We start from the raw sequence: 16390 nt of genomic DNA, 5'->3' as shown, positions 1-16390 counted from the left end.
TTAAGCTGCCGCGTTGGTGCGGTCAATGAGATCCAGGACTTCCTGCGCGGTACGGCAGGCGCGTAAACGGTCAAAATTAGCTTCGTCTTCAAACAGGTTGACGATCTGCATGATGCCCACTTCCTGGTGAGTGTTGGCATCAACCGCCGCCATGGTGATCAGAATATCGACCGGGTCGTTATCTTCGTGGTTGAACTCCAGCGGCTTTTTCAGGGTCACCAGCGAAAAACCGGTTTTCTTCACCCCTTCTTCCGGGCGGCCATGCGGCATCGCCAGGCCGGGGGCAATCACAAAATAGGGGCCAAACTGCTCAACGCCATCCAGAATCGCCTGGTAATAGCGCGGCTCTACCACGTCTGCAGCCACCAGTAAATCGACGCCGATCTTGACGGCTTCCTGCCAGGTATTCGCTTCAGCCTGCAGGCGGATAGAATTATTCTCCGCCAGTGAATCACGTAATTTCATGTTGCATCCTTACTTCACGTCTTGCGGGAAATGTTCTTTGATCACTTCCAGCAGTTTCGGGCCAAAATCCGCAGGCGACAGCATGTTGCGCACGCCAACCACATATTTGTTGCCGGTCACGCTGATTTCGCCTGCAATATGGGTAGAAGCGATGATGATATCCGCGCCGCTCAACTCGCTTTTGTACTCGCCAACCGCGCAGCTGTTTACCGTGTGGTCAATGTTTGATTGGGTTAAAAACTGGTCCACTTTCATTTTCATGATCATGGAACTGCCCTGTCCGTTGCCACACACAGCCAGAATACGTACGGTCATAATCAAAACTCCTTATTAAGCAGACTGTTCTGCCAGTTGTTTTTCTGCATCTTCTTCTGCGCGCAGTGCGCGGCCAGCGAAGAACATATAAGCCAGTGCAATTACAATGATGACGGCCATAAAGGCGATACCGAGGGAGAAGAAGCCCTGCATCATCGGCGGTGCCAGAATCGACCAGTCCGCCATACCCATCCAGGCACTCATACCGGTGAGTTTCACCGCCCAGACGCAACCAAAGATTTCAATCATCCCCATCACCAGACAAATTTTCAGCGCCGCACGCCAGCCGCCGAAGTGGTTAGCGAACACGCCGATAGTGGCGTTAGAGAAGAACATCGGGATAAAGCCAGGAATAATCAGGATCGAGGAGCCGCAGGCAACCAGGATGCCAACCGCAATCAGCTGGCCGATGGTGCCCCACATAAAGCCCCAGACCACCGCGTTAGGCGCGAAGCTATAAATAGCGGCGCAGTCAATCGCCAGTACTGCGCCCGGAATCAGACGCTGGGAGATACCGTTAAAGGCCTCAGAGAGCTCGGCGACAAACATACGCACGCCTTGGGTGATGATGAAGATCGCCACCGCAAAGGAGAAACCGGTTTGCAGGATATAGATTGTCCAGTGGGTTTTACCCGCCATCGCCTGTACGGTATCGATACCAAAAGAGAGCAGAATGGCACCAAAGAAGATGGTCATTACAATCGCCGTGGAGACGATGTTGTCATGGAAAATGTTCAGCCAGCCCGGCAGTTTGAGGTCTTCAACGCTTTCCTCTTTTTTGCCCAGGAACGGCGCGACTTTATAGGCAATCCAGGAAGCAAACTGCTGCTGGTGACCAATGGAGAAACCGCAGCCGTCCGTCACTTCCTGAGTCGGCTTGTACATCATGTTGGAGGTAATACCCCAGTACAGGGAAACCAGTATCGCCGTGCAGATAATGGTGGTCCACATGGAATAGCCGAAGATATAGAAAGAGACCGCAATCAGCCCCGCCTGCTGGAACATGATGTGCCCGGTCAACATGATGGTGCGAATACCGGTAATGCGTCGCAACAAGACGTAACAAATATTCAGCGCCAGCGCGAGCAACACCGCGTAGCCTACCCAACTATACGCATCACCCATCCGTTCGATCGTTGCCATCATCGAAGCATAGGTATCGGAAATCGCGCCGTTGATGCCGTAGACCTCAGACATTTTCGCCACCACCGGTTTAAAGGTGCTGGTCAGAATGCCGGACCCGGCCTGTAGCAGCATGAAGCCAATGATGGTTTTGATCGTCCCTTTGATGATCACGCTGACGCTTTTGCGCAGCAGGATATAGCCCAGGCAGGTCACAATACCCAGTAATAGCGGGGCATTGGTCATTACCTGATTAAAGAAAATGGTAAAGATGTTGTAGAGGATCTCCATAACGATCTCCGGTAGACGAGGTTGCTGAGTCACAGGCGCTCAGGATAAAGTCCCTTCACTTTAATTTTCAAAAGTAATCACAACAAGATTAAATTTGATTAACTGTGACGTAGCGCGCAAATAATTAGCACACTTAATACATGGTTTACTTATAGGTAACTCATTTTTTCATTAAAATAAGTAAAATCATAAAGATGCAAACATTCACATGACGCCAGACAAGATTAAATCTTCTCCTGACTGCGTTCTCTCCTTCCAAAAAGTCAAAAAATAGCCCATTGCCTTCTTGAGAAAATAGTGTCAGGATTAATCAAAACAAATCACGTTTTGAACCATTTTGAACAAACATGAAGGTAAATGCGATGAGTAAAGTACAAAGCATCACGCGTGAATCATGGATTCTGAGCACGTTTCCGGAGTGGGGAAGCTGGCTGAACGAAGAGATTGAACAAGAGCAGGTCGCGCCGGGTACGTTCGCTATGTGGTGGCTGGGCTGTACCGGGATCTGGCTAAAATCTGAAGGCGGCACTAACGTATGCGTCGATTTCTGGTGCGGTACCGGTAAACAGAGCCACGGTAATCCGTTGATGAAAACCGGCCACCAGATGCAGCGTATGGCTGGCGTCAAAAAATTACAGCCTAACCTGCGCACCACGCCGTTTGTTCTCGATCCTTTCGCTATCCGTCAGATTGACGCCGTCCTGGCGACCCACGACCATAACGATCACATTGACGTCAATGTCGCGGCTGCCGTAATGCAGAATTGCGCCGATGATGTTCCGTTTATCGGCCCGCAGACCTGCGTGGATTTATGGGTTGGCTGGGGCGTGCCGAAAGAACGCTGCATCGTGGTAAAACCGGGCGATGTCGTGAAAGTGAAAGATATTGAAATTCATGCGCTTGATGCCTTTGACCGCACCGCATTAATCACCCTGCCCGCCGATCAGAAAGCCGCTGGCGTACTGCCGGACGGCATGGATGTACGCGCGGTTAACTATCTGTTTAAAACGCCGGGCGGCAATCTCTATCACAGCGGCGATTCTCACTATTCCAACTACTACGCGAAACACGGCAACGAACATCAAATTGATGTCGCGCTCGGTTCTTACGGTGAAAACCCGCGCGGTATTACGGACAAAATGACCAGCGCGGATATTTTACGCATGGCGGAATCGCTGAATACCAAAGTGGTGATCCCGTTCCATCACGATATCTGGTCGAACTTCCAGGCCGATCCGCAAGAGATCCGCGTGCTATGGGAAATGAAGAAAGATCGCCTGAAGTATGGTTTTAAACCGTTTATCTGGCAGGTTGGCGGCAAGTTTACCTGGCCGCTGGATAAAGACAATTTCGAATACCACTATCCGCGTGGGTTTGACGATTGCTTTACCATTGAACCCGATCTACCGTTCAAATCCTTCCTGTGAGTCGATATCATGCCGGGATTACCCGGCATTTTTTCCATTTACTTTAGTATTTCCAGGCTATTTCAAATATCATCTTTTCAAATCAATTTGTATCGGAATAGCTCATGACTGAAGCACAAAGACATCAAATACTGCTGGATATGCTGGCACAGTTGGGCTTTGTTACCGTCGAAAACGTGATTGAGCGTCTGGGGATCTCCCCGGCGACAGCGCGCCGCGACATCAACAAGCTCGACGAAAGCGGGAAACTTAAAAAAGTGCGCAACGGCGCAGAGGCCATTACCCAACAGCGGCCCCGCTGGACGCCGATGAATCTGCACCAGGCGCAAAACCACGATGAAAAAGTACGCATCGCGAAAGCGGCGTCGCAGCTGGTAAACCCGGGTGAAAGCGTAGTGATTAACTGCGGCTCCACCGCTTTCCTGCTGGGGCGTGAAATGTGCGGGAAGCCGGTACAGATCATTACCAACTATCTGCCGCTGGCGAATTATCTGATCGATCAAGAGCATGACAGCGTGATTATCATGGGTGGTCAGTATAATAAAAGCCAGTCGATTACCCTGAGCCCGCAGGGAAGTGAAAACAGTCTCTATGCTGGCCACTGGATGTTTACCAGCGGAAAGGGCTTAACCGCAGATGGCCTGTACAAGACCGATATGCTAACCGCCATGGCGGAACAAAAAATGCTCAGCGTCGTCGGGAAACTGGTCGCGCTGGTCGATAGCAGTAAAATTGGCGAGCGCGCGGGGATGCTGTTCAGCCGCGCCGATCAGATCGCTATGCTGATTACCGGCAAAAATGCCAATCCGCAGGTTTTGCAACAGCTTGAAGCCCAGGGTGTAAGCATACTCCGCGTTTAAAGATGCTGTCGGAAAAACGCTACCGTCGCCGACAACGCTTCTGGCGTAATGCGATGCCGCACGCCTGCGGCCCATAAACAGGTCACATGCTTATCCAGCTTCGCCGCGGCGAGTGCCTGCTGGAGCCGGAAGGTTTCGATAGCAGGCACCACGTCATCCTCCTGACCATGCCACAACAGAAGCGGCCTGTCGGCCAGTCGCTCTAACTGGTGTGTGACTTCCCATTCACGTAGCGGCGCGATGATATTGTCGAATTCCGCCTGCTGTGCCGGGTTCTGCGGGGATAACGGCGGGAAAAGCGTCCGGGCGAGCCCGGTAAAATAGCCCGACCCCATTAAACTGGCCCCGCATTTTACCTCTCGGTGACGCGTCATAATGCCCAGCGCCGTCATACCGCCCATGGATGCGCCGCCCACCGCCAACCGCCCGTCAAGTAGCCAGTTTTCCGCCTGAATCGCCGCACGTAACGTCGTAAATTCCTGCATGTTTTGGTGCAGAATCTGCCAGAATCGGTGTATTCGTCCCTGTGAGTCGCCGCCGAAGCGAGCGCCATGCTCCGGCGCATCCGGCATGACTACCCGGAATCCTGCCTGTGCCAGGGCAACGGCAAAATAACTATAAACCAGGCTGGAGGAGGTGAAGCCATGATAGAACACCACACAGGGAAGCGGCACGGCGCGTTTCCCTTCCGGGAAGGCATGTAGTACGACGCCTCCGGCTAATTGTCGTGTTTCAATCGCTATCATTATTCTCTCCTTTTTATCCGGTATGCCACGGAGAAATACTTAACGCAAGTTTATGGATAGCGCAATAATTCATAATGTTTGAGAACTGGGTTACACTTTCGCAACGTTTTCATTCGAAAATCGCGTGACAGGTAACACTTCGGGAACATTCCCCCTAAAGGGAAATCAATAAGGCATTACACTATGATTATCAGGAAACGAGATAGAGTTATGCGTCGGTTTGCTTCATTGATAGCAGCGCTGTTATTAAGCGCGTGTAGCGTGCTGCAGGGTACGCCGCAACCTGCGCCGCCTGTCGCCGATCACCCGCAGGAAATCCGTCGCGATCAAACGCAAGGACTACAGCGGATGGGGACCGTAAGCGCGCTGGTTCGGGGCTCCCCGGATGATGCAATAGATGAAATCAGAGCGAAAGCCGTCGCTGCGAAAGCCGATTATTACGTTATCTTAATGGTTGATGAAACGGTTGTAACCGGCCAGTGGTATTCACAAGCCATTTTGTATCGTCAATAACAGTAGATTGATTTTTAGTCAGTTTTACATTGCTTTGCGCCCTTATGCGTTTACCTGTGCACAATAAACAAACAGGTTTACCGTGATGGAGCGTCCTGTTAAATGCGGGGTATGTAATAAGGAGCTGACGATGAAACAAGAACTTGCCTTATCCTCACTGCTGCTTTCTGCCGGACTGGTGAGTACGACGGCACAGTCTGCCGAATTCGCCAGTGCTGACTGCGTAACGGGTCTGAATGAAATCGGCCTGATCTCGGTCAGTAATGTTGCAGGAAACCCACAGGATGTAGAGCGGATTATCGCCCTGAAAGCCGATGAACAGGGTGCGTCCTGGTACAGAATTATTCAAATGTATGAAGAACAACAGTCGGATAACTGGCGCGTACAGGCGATACTCTATGCCTGATGCCGCGTGGCTCGCGCCGGATGGCATGTACTACAGGTCAAACGTTACCGCAGTCCCCCGGTCGCCCTTAACAGTAAATCATTTTGCACCTGGGCAGGCAGCGGCATTTCGCCGCGTGTATCCAGCATCATCTGACACCACGCTTGCGCCAGCGGCGGCGAGGCATGACGCAGCATTTCCGCTCCGCACCCCAGCAAGAAAAGCTGCTGCGTAATCTCTCTGCCCATTGCTTCGTCCGGTTTGCGTAAACGTTGCTGTAGCTGACGTACCGCGCGGTCGTAATGGCGATCCTGACCTTTGACTTCCGCAAAAGCTTCACTCAATACGTCATAGACGCCGTGTTGTTTTGTCAGCACCCGCAGTACATCCAGACACATGATATTGCCGGAACCTTCCCAGATACTGTTCACCGGCATTTCACGGTACAGGCGCGGGAGTTCGCTCTCTTCGCAATACCCCATCCCGCCGAGAACCTCCATCGCCTCAGCCACAAAAGGGATTCCCAGCTTACAGATGGCGAATTTCGCCGCTGGCGTGAATAATCGCGCCCATAATGCCTCTTTCGCCTCGCGACGTTGCTCCCAGGCGCGCGCCAGCCGAAACAAAAGCGCCGTCTGCCCCTCCAGGCATAGCGCCATACGACTTAAGGTTTGTCGCATCAACGGTTGATCGATCAGCGGCTTACCAAAAGCCTGACGCTGATGAGCATGGTAAATGGCGACTGAAAATGCGCGCCGCATTAAGCCATGACTCCCGAGCGCGCAGTCAAGACGCGTCATACCGCCCATCTTTAAGATATGCCGAATCCCTTCGCCCTCTTCTCCCAGCCGCCAGCCGATAGCATCCTGAAACTCGACTTCGGCGCTGGCATTAGATCGATTACCGAGTTTATCTTTCAGGCGTTCAAGACGAACAGAGTTCCGTTGCCCGTCTGGCAGGAAACGCGGCACAAAGAAACAGGATAGTCCTCCTTTTGCCTGCGCCAACACGAGGTGCGCATCACTTTGCGGCACAGAGAAAAACCATTTATGTCCCACCAGCCGATATGAATCATCCGCCAGCCGCTCCGCGTGGGTCGTATTACTGAGTACGTCCGATCCGCCCTGCTTTTCCGTCATTCCCATGCCGATGAGCAGACCCCGCTTTTGCCCGCCCGGCAGCAAATGCGAATCGTAGCGATCGCTGCGCAGCGGCGCCAGCCAGTCATGGAAAGTGGCGGGAAGCATCTGCAATAGCAACGGTGTCGCGGCAAAGGTCATCGTGACAGGACAGAGTGTTCCCGCTTCTACCTGAGCATGTAATACAAAACGCGCCGCCCGGGCGACAAAACTTCCCGCCCTTGCCTCCTCCTCCCAGGCCAGGTTATGTACCCGATTAGCGCAAAGCCCCTGCATCAACAGGTGCCAGGCGGGATGAAAGCGAACGTCATCCAAACGCTGTCCCTGGGGATCGTAACGCAGCAACTCAGGAGGATGCGCGTTCGCCAGACGCCCCAGTTCCAGTGATTCTGCCGTTCCCAGTTGTTGGCCAATGCTGGCGAGAAGATCGCTATCCCATCCCGCGCCTTCCCGGGAAACCGCTTCACACAGCGCGCCATCAGACAGGAATAAGTTACTGTTATTGAGCGGAGCAGGTTGATTAAAGACGGTATGTGTTTGCCAGGACATGGTGTCTCCCTCCTTCAATGGCGCTGAAGTCAAGTATGGTCATGACTGCGCCATTGACGCCGGAGCAAGATCACAAAAGTATGATTAACCGGCAATATAATGTGGGACGAAACGGGAAGTGTCTTTGGTAATTAGCGTATTGTCCTCGCGAATCCCCATCCCGGAGGCTTCATCGTCAATGATCCAACTGCCAATCAGCGTATAGCTATCGCCAAAGCGCGGCAAAGGCTGAAACGCCTGGTAAATCATCGGCTCGTCAGCGTAGTCGCCGTCGGCATGATCGATAACATTTTGCCGCTCGTCGAAAATCGTGACGTTGCCGCCTTCACGTGAATAAATCGGCTTCCGTACGCTGCTTTCGCCTGGCGCTGCGAGCGATTTTTCGCCCTCAAACCAGGCCGGCAGAAGATTCGGATGGCCAGGGAAAAAGCGCCACAATAACGGCAACAGCCCTTTGTTACTCAGAATACTTTTCCACAATGGCTCAATCCATTGCTCACGACGTTTTCGCAACAGCGGGCCGTTGTCATCGCGCATCATCCATTCCAGCGGGTAGAGCTTAAAGGCGCGGCGAATCACGTTATCGTCCAGATCGGTCAGCACGCCGCCTACGCCAAGCCCCAGTTCTTCAATATAGATAAATCGCGTTTCCTGCCCCGCCTGCTGCGCGCAATCCTGAAGGTACAGCACCGTCGTGCGATCTTCGTCGGTATCTTCACAACAGCAAAAGTAGAGCGGTTCCCGACTGTACAGCTCGCTGAAGCGGGCGATCAGCCGCTCCTGTATCGCGTTGTATTGATCGGCATCACGCGGGATGGCGCCGCTACGACGGGCATCCTCCAGCCATAGCCATTGAAAGTAGGAGGACTCATAGAGCGACGTCGGCGTATCCGCATTGTATTCCAGCAATTTAACCGGATCTTTGCCGCACCAGACGAAATCCATCCGCCCGTAAAGCGAAGGATCGCGGCTGCGCCAACTTTCGGCGATGACATCCCAGTACAATGGCGGGATCGCCAGCTGCTGCATGCTCTGCTCATCCCGGACGGCCCGCTCGACAATCTCCAGACACATCTGATGAAGCTCTGCGGTCGGTTTTTCGATCTGTTCTTCAATTTGCCGTAATGTAAAACGGTAGGCCCGGCTTTCATCCCAGTAAATTTCGTTATCGATAACATGAAAGTCAAAACCGTGATCGCAGGCGATCTTATCCAGATCCCGACGTATCGGTACGTTGTGTCGTAGCATGGTTAGCCTCCCCAGTGCCCGCGGGCGCTGGAAGAACGGCCATAGCCGCCGCGGGAGACGGTGGACGCTTTCCGTGTGATATAACCAGGGCTGGTCGCGGTATCGCTTTTCCCTGTGCCGCTGCGCCACGCATAGTCGCCGGATGTGGTGCGCCAGACGGGACGGGAGACATAAGATGAACCGCCGCTGCTATAGATGTATTGTTCATCACGGTTCTGACGAATCGCGCGGCTGAGTAAAAAGCCGCTTAATACCGGAACCCAGCTCCGCTCGGTAATATCAAAGTAGCAATCGCCAAACTGCGTCTGACAGCGCTCCTGCGTCAATTGCTTAGGCACATTAGCGTAAAATTCTGTTTTCGCATTATTCCAGCCGTCAGCGCAAACGCTGGCGCTATTGCCATCGTCAATACAGTCGTTCACCGTGGCGTAAAACGTCCCATCGCCGTCGTTGTCACTATTGCCGCCATCACCGCACCCTTTCAGGAGAAAAAAGGCCGCTCCACCCATAATCGCCAGCGTCAGGCATTTTGGCGTGTAGCGATTTCGTTGCCGCTCAAAGGGATTGACCGGTTCGGCTATTCGTCTTATTGCCGAATGGCCTACGCCGGATGTGCTTCTGGATTTTCGTTTTTTTGCCATGATCTTCCGTTACCATGTCATACAGGCAGCGTTAAAAATACCGCCAGCCAGCGCTGCGGTTCCCATAAATAGCCCCGCCGCCACGTTGTGATGAATAATTTTTTCGCTCAGCGTAGGCATGTATAACCTTACGCAACCATAAATCAGCAGTTGAATCACCAGCGCAATGCCGCCCCAGGCAAAATAGTCCGGGATACTGACCGAGTTTATCGCCGCGCTGGATAAGGGGATGACATAGCCCAGCAACGTACCGCTAAAGGCCAGCGATGCCGCAGTATTGTTATTTTTTATCAACTGCCATTCATTATGCGGCGTTATCTTTGAGTAAATAAAAAGAAATACAATGACCATTGCCGCGCCAATAAAAAAATAGGCGCAGAAAGCCAGTAATGCGTCCAGTATATGCATAATTTCCCTGTATGTGCTTAACCAATAACCGTCAGTGAAGTGAGCGGGATATCCACGCCGAGGGCGCGTGAAAACACCCATTCAGGCTCACCGCGCTCATTAAATGATTCTTCCCCGTTCAATAGAAGATACTCCCAGGCGTCATCCGTCACCTGGCGCTGGAAGCCCATCGTAAAATTGTGAACGTCCCATTTCTCTGCCTGCTGATTTTCAACCTTTTCCAGCATGTAGACAGGTTCAATATTGCCCGGCTCTTCATGGTTAAAAAAGCGCTGCCAGCGCCGTTCTTGCCAGTTGAGCGTCATCGGCCCTATTGCCGCTGGCGCAATGGCTGAACGCCAGTGACGTTCCTCGTTAATACCGAAACTTTCCTCATATACAAAAAGTTTGATGTCATCAATGTCGTCAACATCCGTGCCGCCAGTGGTGTTAATTTGTAGAAACTCATCGCCAGAGGTGTAGTAGCGAAAAATCTGACTGCCGCCGCCTAAATCTATGCGACTCGCTGCCGCGACAGTGTATTTTTCACCCGGTAGCGCCACCAGCAACGACGACTCCAGTAGCCGAAATGCCAGCGTATCCAGCGTGAAACCGGCGTTAAGATGTAATCCTAATGGTCCGCGAATCGGCGCTGGCGCGCTTGTTTTACCGAGCAAACGCTGAAAAAATTGCATCATAGGGGAACCTCTATCTCTTGCCATGCGACCTCTTCAGCCAGAATGCGATTATTACCGACCAGATGTAGCCACATACCGCCTCTGACTTCAGTTGAAATCACCGGATTCAATTCCATACCACGACCATTCTTGCAGTGACTGATCCCCAGCACCGTCGCGTCATGATGAAGCTTCATATAACGCATTAGCGCGCCGTATCGCATAGGCGCGACAGAAGCCGGGACAGGCAGCGCGAATCCGGTATCGCCCAGCATCGGATTCATAATGGAAGCGACAGATTGCGATGATCCTGGGTCCTGAATGGAACGGGAAAGTTGTTCAGCGGAAAGGTTACGGACTATCTCCATGCGCGGGCAGTGGGTTTCCAGTAATCCGGCATAACGCTCGTCTTCCAGATAAACCACAATATGGCACTGCGCGGGTACATAGTCTGCCAGCGAGAGCGCCGCCGTGAAGGTCTGCTCATCGGTACGAGCGAAAATAATCACGCTCTGGCACTGCTCCAGCCCCATGCGCTGGTGTTCCTGCGGATCGTTAAAGTTGCTGATGCGGATAAAATCCACCCAGTTATTACCCGGCAGCGGATGCTGAATATCTTCCAGTTCGCACAGCAGAACCCGTTCAAAGGCACGCCGCTTGTCATATAGCAGCAATGAGATCATCTTTTCGGTTTGATGACCCCGCCAGCCAATCACCAGCATATGATGGTGTAAATGGCGATAATCGCCCATGCCCGTTATTCCTTTCGCTAACATTCCCTGTACCTGCGCAATCACTTTTCCCATTAACGCGCCGAACAACCCGACGCTAACCGGAATTTGCCACAGCGCGGTGAACAGACGTCCTGGCGCCGTCTGCGGGCTAAGATCGCCAAAACCTAATGTGGAACCCACCACCGAGCAGTAATAGATAAAATCGCTTAACTGGCTCACCAACGCGCTTTCGCGCAACAGGCGCAGCACCAGATAACAAAGCAGATACTGCCCGATAAACAGGCCCAGCAAAGCGGGCCAGGTCAGTCTGGACAAATGACGCTGGCAGGTTTTGACAATCCACGTAAAGAGCATTATTCGCCTTGTTGACGCTGTAAACGCGCCAACACACCCTGAGCATTGCTTTTATTGGTTGCGCCAATACCGGCCTGCGCCAGTTTTTCATCCAGGTCGCGTCCATCGGCGACTTTTTCCAGCTGCGCGGCGGCATCCAGCCGGGCCTGGCGTTCAGCCTGACGCGTTTGTAAACGTTTAAGCGACTCCGCCGCCGTAGACACATTCGACGCGGCTCCGACGGTCGAGGTCGTCACCGCCTGCTGCGCGCGCTGCATGGCTTCTGTCGCCTTAACCACTTCAAGTTGCTGCTCAAACTGCGCAATCCGCTGGCCTGTCGCCGTTACGGCCTTCTCCACCGCATCGCGAGAGGCTTCCAGATTAGTCAGCACCTGTTCTTCGGCAAGAATGGCATTTTCCAGACGGGCTATTTCTTCCGCCACTTCGTTGAGTAAAGCGGCGTCGACATTCTTACTCATTGCCGCCAACGCCCGTGTTTCAAGGCTGGCTTTACGCTCACGTAAATCATTCAGCTTGTCATGGCTTAGCTTCACCCGCGCCAATAAATCCACTCTGGATTTACCCGCTTTATCCAGCTCGGCTTTTGCGTCGCGAATATGCTGCTCCAGCATACGTACACCCTGTGCTTCATCAATGGCTTCCTCTGCCTGAGCAACGAATGATTTACCTAACGTGAACAAACTTTTTAAAATTCCCATGTAAGCCGCCTGTATTATTCCTGTGAATAGACTTGTGTTATTTCAGCGATATCCAACGCATTTTCTACAAGCGTGGTGATTTCCAGCATCACGTCGGCAAGCGACGAATTTAACGACAGCGCGCCAAAAGCGACATAATATTCCTCCTGTTTTACCTGGGTAATACCGACCGAAGACAGCGGTAAAACCTTCTGATTTCTCAGCAAGAAAAGATTAAATTCCGCGGTATCTCTAATCGTATTTACCGGACAGATATAAGTCTCGATAACTATTTGTTGCGAGGTAAATAAAACCGCCAGTGGTAAATCGCCATAATCATTCATTTTTATTATTAATGAAGATTCATTATTTTCTATATCAATATCTAATTCGGCGATGTTGTTTAATGCATCCGCCAGCGTCCGTGGAGTCCATGCCATATTTTTATCTCTATCTCATTTTTATAAATAAAAGAAATTACAGGGTAGGTTTTGTTTTTTATATTACCAGTCAAAGATAAAAAAAAACCATCCGATTATGGATGGTTTTTTCTTAAAAAATACTATCAGCATCAGGTGCGCTGGCGAACGGCTTCAAACAGACAAATCCCGGTCGCCACAGAGACATTCAGCGACGACACGCTACCGGCCATAGGAATGCTGATCAGCTCATCGCAGTGCTCACGGGTCAGACGACGCATACCTTCACCTTCTGCGCCCATGACCAGCGCCATGCGGCCAGGCATTTTGCTCTGATACAGCGTATGGTCAGCCTCGCCCGCCGTTCCGACAATCCAGATATTCTCTTCCTGCAACATGCGCATCGTGCGCGCCAGGTTGGTGACGCGGATCAACGGCACGCTTTCCGCTGCGCCGCAGGCGACTTTCTTCGCCGTCGCGTTAAGTTGCGCGGAGCGGTCTTTCGGCACGATTACCGCATGTACGCCTGCAGCATCGGCGCTGCGCAGACAGGCGCCAAGATTATGCGGATCGGTGACGCCATCGAGGATCAACAAAAAAGGGCGATCGTGTAATGCGATCAGATCCGGCAGATCGTTTTCCTGATACTGCCGGCCTGGTTTCACGCGAGCGATAATACCCTGATGCACGGCACCGTCGCTTTTCTCGTCGAGATATTGGCGGTTTGCCAGCTGGATAACCACGCCCTGGGACTCAAGGGCGTGGATCAGCGGCAACAGACGTTTATCTTCACGGCCTTTTAAAATAAAGACTTCCTGAAAACGTTCAGGGGCGCGCTCCAGCAGGGCCTGCACTGCGTGGATGCCGTAAATCATTTCGCTCATTAATGTACTCGTTGTTTACGTTTTGCCGGGGGCGCTACGCTTGCCCGGCCTACAGATAATTGACCCTCTTCTGTTTGAAGAGGGTATTGCTCACTCTGCCGCTTTTTTCTTCGCCGCACGCTTCGCTTTGGTCGCTGCGGCTATTTTCTGCGTTTTAGCCGATGGCTTTTTTGCTTTTCTCGCGTCTTTCTTCGCTGCTTTCGGCTTCGCTTTTTTCTCGCCGCGGAAGGCGCTATCAGGCTCGAAGTTAACTTTTTTACCTACCTGACGACGTTTACCGGCGTTTTTACTTTCACCTTTTTTCGCTTTTTCACGCGCCGTTTTGCCGACGTTACGCGGTGCGCGCTCGCTGGAGATCAGGCTAAAGTCAATTTTCCGTTCGTCCATATTCACCGCTTCGACGCGTACCTCGACCCGGTCGCCCAGGCGATATGTCTGCCCGCCGGACTCGCCAATCAGACGTTGCCCTACCTGATCGAAGCGATAGTAATCGTTATCCAGTGAGGAAACGTGTACCAGCCCATCGATAAACAGTTCATCAAGACGGACAAAGAAGCCGAAACCGGTGACGCTGGCAATCACGCCCTTAAAGACGTTGCCTACCTGATCCAGCATAAAGTCACATTTCAGCCAGTCGGAGACATCACGCGTCGCTTCATCAGCGCGGCGTTCCGCCATCGAACAGTGCTGACCGAGCTGCAACATCTCTTCCATCGAGTAGTGATAACCGCCCGTTTCTGTGGTGTTGCCCTTGTTCCCTTGCTCTTTCGCCAGCAGGTACTTAATGGCGCGGTGCAAAGAAAGATCCGGATAGCGGCGAATCGGCGAGGTAAAGTGCGCATAAGACTGCAACGCCAGGCCAAAGTGCCCGCGGTTTTCCGGATCGTAAATCGCCTGCTTCATTGAACGCAGCAGCATAGTTTGCAGCATTTCGGCGTCCGGCCGGTCGGCAATCGATTCAAGCAGTTCGGCATAATCGCGCGGTTCCGGTTTGTTTCCGCCCGGCAGCTCCAACCCCAGCTCCGCCAGTACGGAGCGGAATGAGGTGATCGCTTCGGTGGTGGGCTTATCATGAATACGGAATAACGCCGGCTCTTTAGCTTTTTCGACAAAGCGCGCCGCCGAGATATTCGCCATGATCATGCACTCTTCGATAAGCTTATGCGCGTCATTACGCTGGGTCTGTTCGATACGCTCAATGCGACGTTCGGCGTTAAAGATAAACTTCGCCTCTTCGCTCTCAAACGAGATCCCCCCGCGCTCTTCACGCGCTTTATCCAGCACTTTGTAGAGGTTGTGCAGCTCTTCAATATGCTTCACCAGCGGCGCATATTGTTCACGCAGATCCTGATCGCCCTGCAGCATATGCCAGACTTTGGTATAGGTCAGACGCGCATGGGAGCTCATCACCGCTTCATAGAATTTGTAGCCGGTCAGCCGACCTTTCGCCGAGATGGTCATTTCACAGACCATACACAGCCTGTCAACCTGCGGGTTTAGCGAACACAGACCGTTGGAGAGCACCTCCGGCAACATTGGGACAACCTGTGACGGGAAGTAAACCGACGTGCCGCGATTGCGCGCCTCGCGATCCAGCGGCGTTGGCGGCCGTACATAATAGCTCACGTCAGCAATAGCGACCCACAAACGCCAGCCGCCGCCGCGTTTTTTCTCACAGTAAACCGCGTCGTCAAAGTCACGGGCATCTTCGCCATCAATAGTGACCAGCGGCAAATCGCGCAGATCGACACGACCGACTTTCGCCTCTTCCGGCACCTCTTCTTTCAGCCCGGCGACCTGCTGCTCTACCGCCTGCGGCCAGATGTAAGGTATTTCATGGGTACGCAGCGCCATATCAACCGCCATACCGGTGCCCATATTGTCGCCCAGCACTTCGACGATTTTCCCTACCGCTTTAGTACGGCGAGTTGGACGTTGGGTCAGTTCAACCACGACCACGAACCCCATCCGCGCGCCCATGACGTCTTCTGGCGGGATAAGAATGTCGAAGCTTAGGCGGCTGTCGTCCGGCACCACAAAGCCGACGCCCGCATCGGTGAAATAACGCCCGACTATCTGACTGGTTTTCGGTACCAGTACACGGACGATACGCGCTTCGCGGCGACCTTTACGATCGGCGCCCAGCGGCTGCGCCAGCACCTGATCGCCATGAATACAGGTTTTCATTTGCTCGCTGGAAAGATACAGATCGTCTTTGCGGCCTTCGACACGTAAGAAACCGTAACCATCACGATGACCGATCACGGTGCCTTTCAGCAGGTCGAGGCGTTCCGGCAGCGCATAGCACTGGCGGCGGGTAAAGACCAGTTGTCCGTCGCGCTCCATCGCGCGCAGGCGGCGACGCAAGGCTTCAAGCTGCTCTTCGCCTTCAATATTCAGTTCTACGGCCAGTTCTTCGCGACTGGCCGGTTTTTCACGTTTCGTTAAATGTTCGAGGATAAATTCCCGGCTCGGGATAGGATTCGCGTATTTTTCTGCTTCGCGTTCCTGGAAAGGATCTTGTGACATTGAGGTTCCTCCATTGTCATCTCTAATG

Annotated in this window: 18 protein-coding genes and 19 other annotated features; of the genes, 4 read left to right on the top strand and 14 right to left on the bottom strand. The window is 52.7% G+C overall.

Annotated elements, in window-relative coordinates; genetic code table 11:
• The 3 genes from ptxA to sgaT form a co-directional block, all read right to left on the bottom strand.
• Positions 1-476, bottom strand: a protein-coding gene (gene ptxA / locus STM4385; protein NP_463246.1) for a putative PTS enzyme IIsga subunit. Within the gene, positions 1-465 belong to an annotated coding region; the region does not span the whole gene.
• Positions 471-476, bottom strand: a ribosome-binding site (putative RBS for ptxA; RegulonDB:STMS1H004270). (Overlaps the previous gene by 6 nt.)
• Positions 475-794 (bottom strand): putative PTS enzyme IIsga subunit gene (gene sgaB, locus STM4384; protein ID NP_463245.1). Within the gene, positions 475-780 belong to an annotated coding region; the region does not span the whole gene. The genes ptxA and sgaB overlap by 2 nt, the downstream gene beginning before the upstream one ends.
• Positions 789-794, bottom strand: a ribosome-binding site (putative RBS for sgaB; RegulonDB:STMS1H004269). It overlaps the preceding gene by 6 nt.
• Before the next feature lies 1 nt (position 795).
• The gene (gene sgaT, locus STM4383) at positions 796-2226 is read right to left on the bottom strand and encodes a putative PTS enzyme IIsga subunit (protein NP_463244.3); all 1431 of its coding nucleotides are present in this window, start codon (positions 2224-2226) and stop codon (positions 796-798) included.
• Between the two features lie 317 nt (positions 2227-2543).
• Positions 2544-2549, top strand: a ribosome-binding site (putative RBS for yjfR; RegulonDB:STMS1H004268).
• On the opposite strand from sgaT, the gene yjfR reads away from it, so the two are divergent.
• Positions 2544-3620, top strand: a protein-coding gene (yjfR, locus tag STM4382) for a putative Zn-dependent hydrolases of the beta-lactamase fold (RefSeq protein NP_463243.1). Within the gene, positions 2556-3620 belong to an annotated coding region; the region does not span the whole gene. Its footprint overlaps the feature before it by 6 nt.
• A 92-nt stretch (positions 3621-3712) precedes the next feature.
• Positions 3713-3718, top strand: a ribosome-binding site (putative RBS for yjfQ; RegulonDB:STMS1H004267).
• Positions 3713-4480, top strand: a protein-coding gene (gene yjfQ / locus STM4381; protein NP_463242.1) for a putative transcriptional repressor. Within the gene, positions 3725-4480 belong to an annotated coding region; the region does not span the whole gene. Its footprint overlaps the feature before it by 6 nt.
• On the opposite strand, the gene yjfP is transcribed toward yjfQ, so the two are convergent.
• Positions 4477-5238, bottom strand: a protein-coding gene (gene yjfP, locus STM4380; protein NP_463241.1) for a putative hydrolase of the alpha/beta superfamily. Within the gene, positions 4477-5226 belong to an annotated coding region; the region does not span the whole gene. The genes yjfQ and yjfP overlap by 4 nt on opposite strands.
• Positions 5233-5238: a ribosome-binding site (putative RBS for yjfP; RegulonDB:STMS1H004266), on the bottom strand. It overlaps the preceding gene by 6 nt.
• A gap of 158 nt (positions 5239-5396) precedes the next feature.
• Positions 5397-5402, top strand: a ribosome-binding site (putative RBS for yjfO; RegulonDB:STMS1H004265).
• Here yjfP and yjfO point away from each other — a divergent pair.
• Positions 5397-5739 (top strand): putative lipoprotein gene (gene yjfO, locus STM4379; RefSeq protein ID NP_463240.1). Within the gene, positions 5410-5739 belong to an annotated coding region; the region does not span the whole gene. (Overlaps the previous feature by 6 nt.)
• A gap of 72 nt (positions 5740-5811) precedes the next feature.
• Positions 5812-5817 (top strand) — a ribosome-binding site (putative RBS for yjfN; RegulonDB:STMS1H004264).
• The gene (yjfN, locus tag STM4378) for a putative inner membrane protein (protein NP_463239.1) occupies positions 5812-6145 on the top strand. Within the gene, positions 5825-6145 belong to an annotated coding region; the region does not span the whole gene. (Overlaps the previous feature by 6 nt.)
• Positions 6146-6189: 44 nt before the next feature.
• Here the strand turns inward: yjfN and aidB are convergent.
• The 10 genes from aidB to vacB all read right to left on the bottom strand — a co-directional run bounded on the left by aidB (position 6190) and on the right by vacB (position 16373).
• Positions 6190-7922 (bottom strand): putative acyl-CoA dehydrogenase gene (gene aidB / locus STM4377; RefSeq protein ID NP_463238.3). Within the gene, positions 6190-7812 belong to an annotated coding region; the region does not span the whole gene.
• Positions 7822-7827: a ribosome-binding site (putative RBS for aidB; RegulonDB:STMS1H004263), on the bottom strand. Its footprint overlaps the gene before it by 6 nt.
• Positions 7887-7895: a -10 signal (putative -10_signal for aidB; RegulonDB:STMLTH004672), on the bottom strand.
• Positions 7897-9075, bottom strand: a protein-coding gene (yjfC, locus tag STM4376; RefSeq protein ID NP_463237.1) for a putative glutathionylspermidine synthase. Within the gene, positions 7897-9060 belong to an annotated coding region; the region does not span the whole gene. The genes aidB and yjfC overlap by 26 nt, the downstream gene beginning before the upstream one ends.
• Positions 7914-7922: a -35 signal (putative -35_signal for aidB; RegulonDB:STMLTH004672), on the bottom strand. It overlaps the preceding gene by 9 nt.
• The gene (gene yjfM / locus STM4375; protein NP_463236.1) for a putative inner membrane protein occupies positions 9063-9711 on the bottom strand. Within the gene, positions 9063-9701 belong to an annotated coding region; the region does not span the whole gene. The genes yjfC and yjfM overlap by 13 nt, the downstream gene beginning before the upstream one ends.
• Positions 9070-9075, bottom strand: a ribosome-binding site (putative RBS for yjfC; RegulonDB:STMS1H004262). It overlaps the preceding gene by 6 nt.
• Positions 9706-9711 (bottom strand) — a ribosome-binding site (putative RBS for yjfM; RegulonDB:STMS1H004261). Its footprint lies within the gene yjfM.
• Positions 9711-10119, bottom strand: a protein-coding gene (gene yjfL, locus STM4374; RefSeq protein NP_463235.1) for a putative inner membrane protein. Within the gene, positions 9711-10109 belong to an annotated coding region; the region does not span the whole gene. The genes yjfM and yjfL overlap by 1 nt, the downstream gene beginning before the upstream one ends.
• Positions 10114-10119, bottom strand: a ribosome-binding site (putative RBS for yjfL; RegulonDB:STMS1H004260). (Overlaps the previous gene by 6 nt.)
• Before the next feature lie 7 nt (positions 10120-10126).
• The gene (gene yjfK, locus STM4373; RefSeq protein ID NP_463234.3) for a putative cytoplasmic protein occupies positions 10127-10818 on the bottom strand. Within the gene, positions 10127-10810 belong to an annotated coding region; the region does not span the whole gene.
• Positions 10783-11859, bottom strand: a protein-coding gene (locus STM4372) for a resembles eukaryotic-type potassium channels (RefSeq protein ID NP_463233.1). Within the gene, positions 10783-11853 belong to an annotated coding region; the region does not span the whole gene. The genes yjfK and STM4372 overlap by 36 nt, the downstream gene beginning before the upstream one ends.
• Positions 10813-10818 (bottom strand) — a ribosome-binding site (putative RBS for yjfK; RegulonDB:STMS1H004259). It overlaps the preceding gene by 6 nt.
• Positions 11853-12563 (bottom strand): putative phage shock protein A gene (gene yjfJ / locus STM4371; RefSeq protein NP_463232.1). Within the gene, positions 11853-12551 belong to an annotated coding region; the region does not span the whole gene. Before yjfJ ends, STM4372 begins: the two co-directional genes overlap by 7 nt.
• Positions 11854-11859: a ribosome-binding site (putative RBS for STM4372; RegulonDB:STMS1H004258), on the bottom strand. It overlaps the preceding gene by 6 nt.
• Positions 12558-12563 (bottom strand) — a ribosome-binding site (putative RBS for yjfJ; RegulonDB:STMS1H004257). It lies within the gene yjfJ.
• Before the next feature lie 2 nt (positions 12564-12565).
• The gene (gene yjfI / locus STM4370; RefSeq protein ID NP_463231.1) for a putative cytoplasmic protein occupies positions 12566-12981 on the bottom strand. Within the gene, positions 12566-12970 belong to an annotated coding region; the region does not span the whole gene.
• Positions 12976-12981, bottom strand: a ribosome-binding site (putative RBS for yjfI; RegulonDB:STMS1H004256). Its footprint overlaps the gene before it by 6 nt.
• A gap of 120 nt (positions 12982-13101) precedes the next feature.
• Positions 13102-13846 (bottom strand): putative tRNA/rRNA methyltransferase gene (gene yjfH / locus STM4369; RefSeq protein NP_463230.1). Within the gene, positions 13102-13833 belong to an annotated coding region; the region does not span the whole gene.
• Positions 13841-13846: a ribosome-binding site (putative RBS for yjfH; RegulonDB:STMS1H004254), on the bottom strand. (Overlaps the previous gene by 6 nt.)
• A 77-nt stretch (positions 13847-13923) precedes the next feature.
• The gene (vacB, locus tag STM4368; protein ID NP_463229.1) for a putative exoribonuclease occupies positions 13924-16373 on the bottom strand. Within the gene, positions 13924-16362 belong to an annotated coding region; the region does not span the whole gene.
• Positions 16368-16373 (bottom strand) — a ribosome-binding site (putative RBS for vacB; RegulonDB:STMS1H004253). Its footprint overlaps the gene before it by 6 nt.
• Positions 16374-16390: the final 17 nt, after the last annotated feature.

Origin of the sequence: Salmonella enterica subsp. enterica serovar Typhimurium str. LT2 (genome assembly GCF_000006945.2) — a bacterium.
Taxonomy (GTDB): Bacteria; Pseudomonadota; Gammaproteobacteria; order Enterobacterales; family Enterobacteriaceae; genus Salmonella; species Salmonella enterica.
This window is presented reverse-complemented; position numbering and strand designations above follow the sequence as displayed.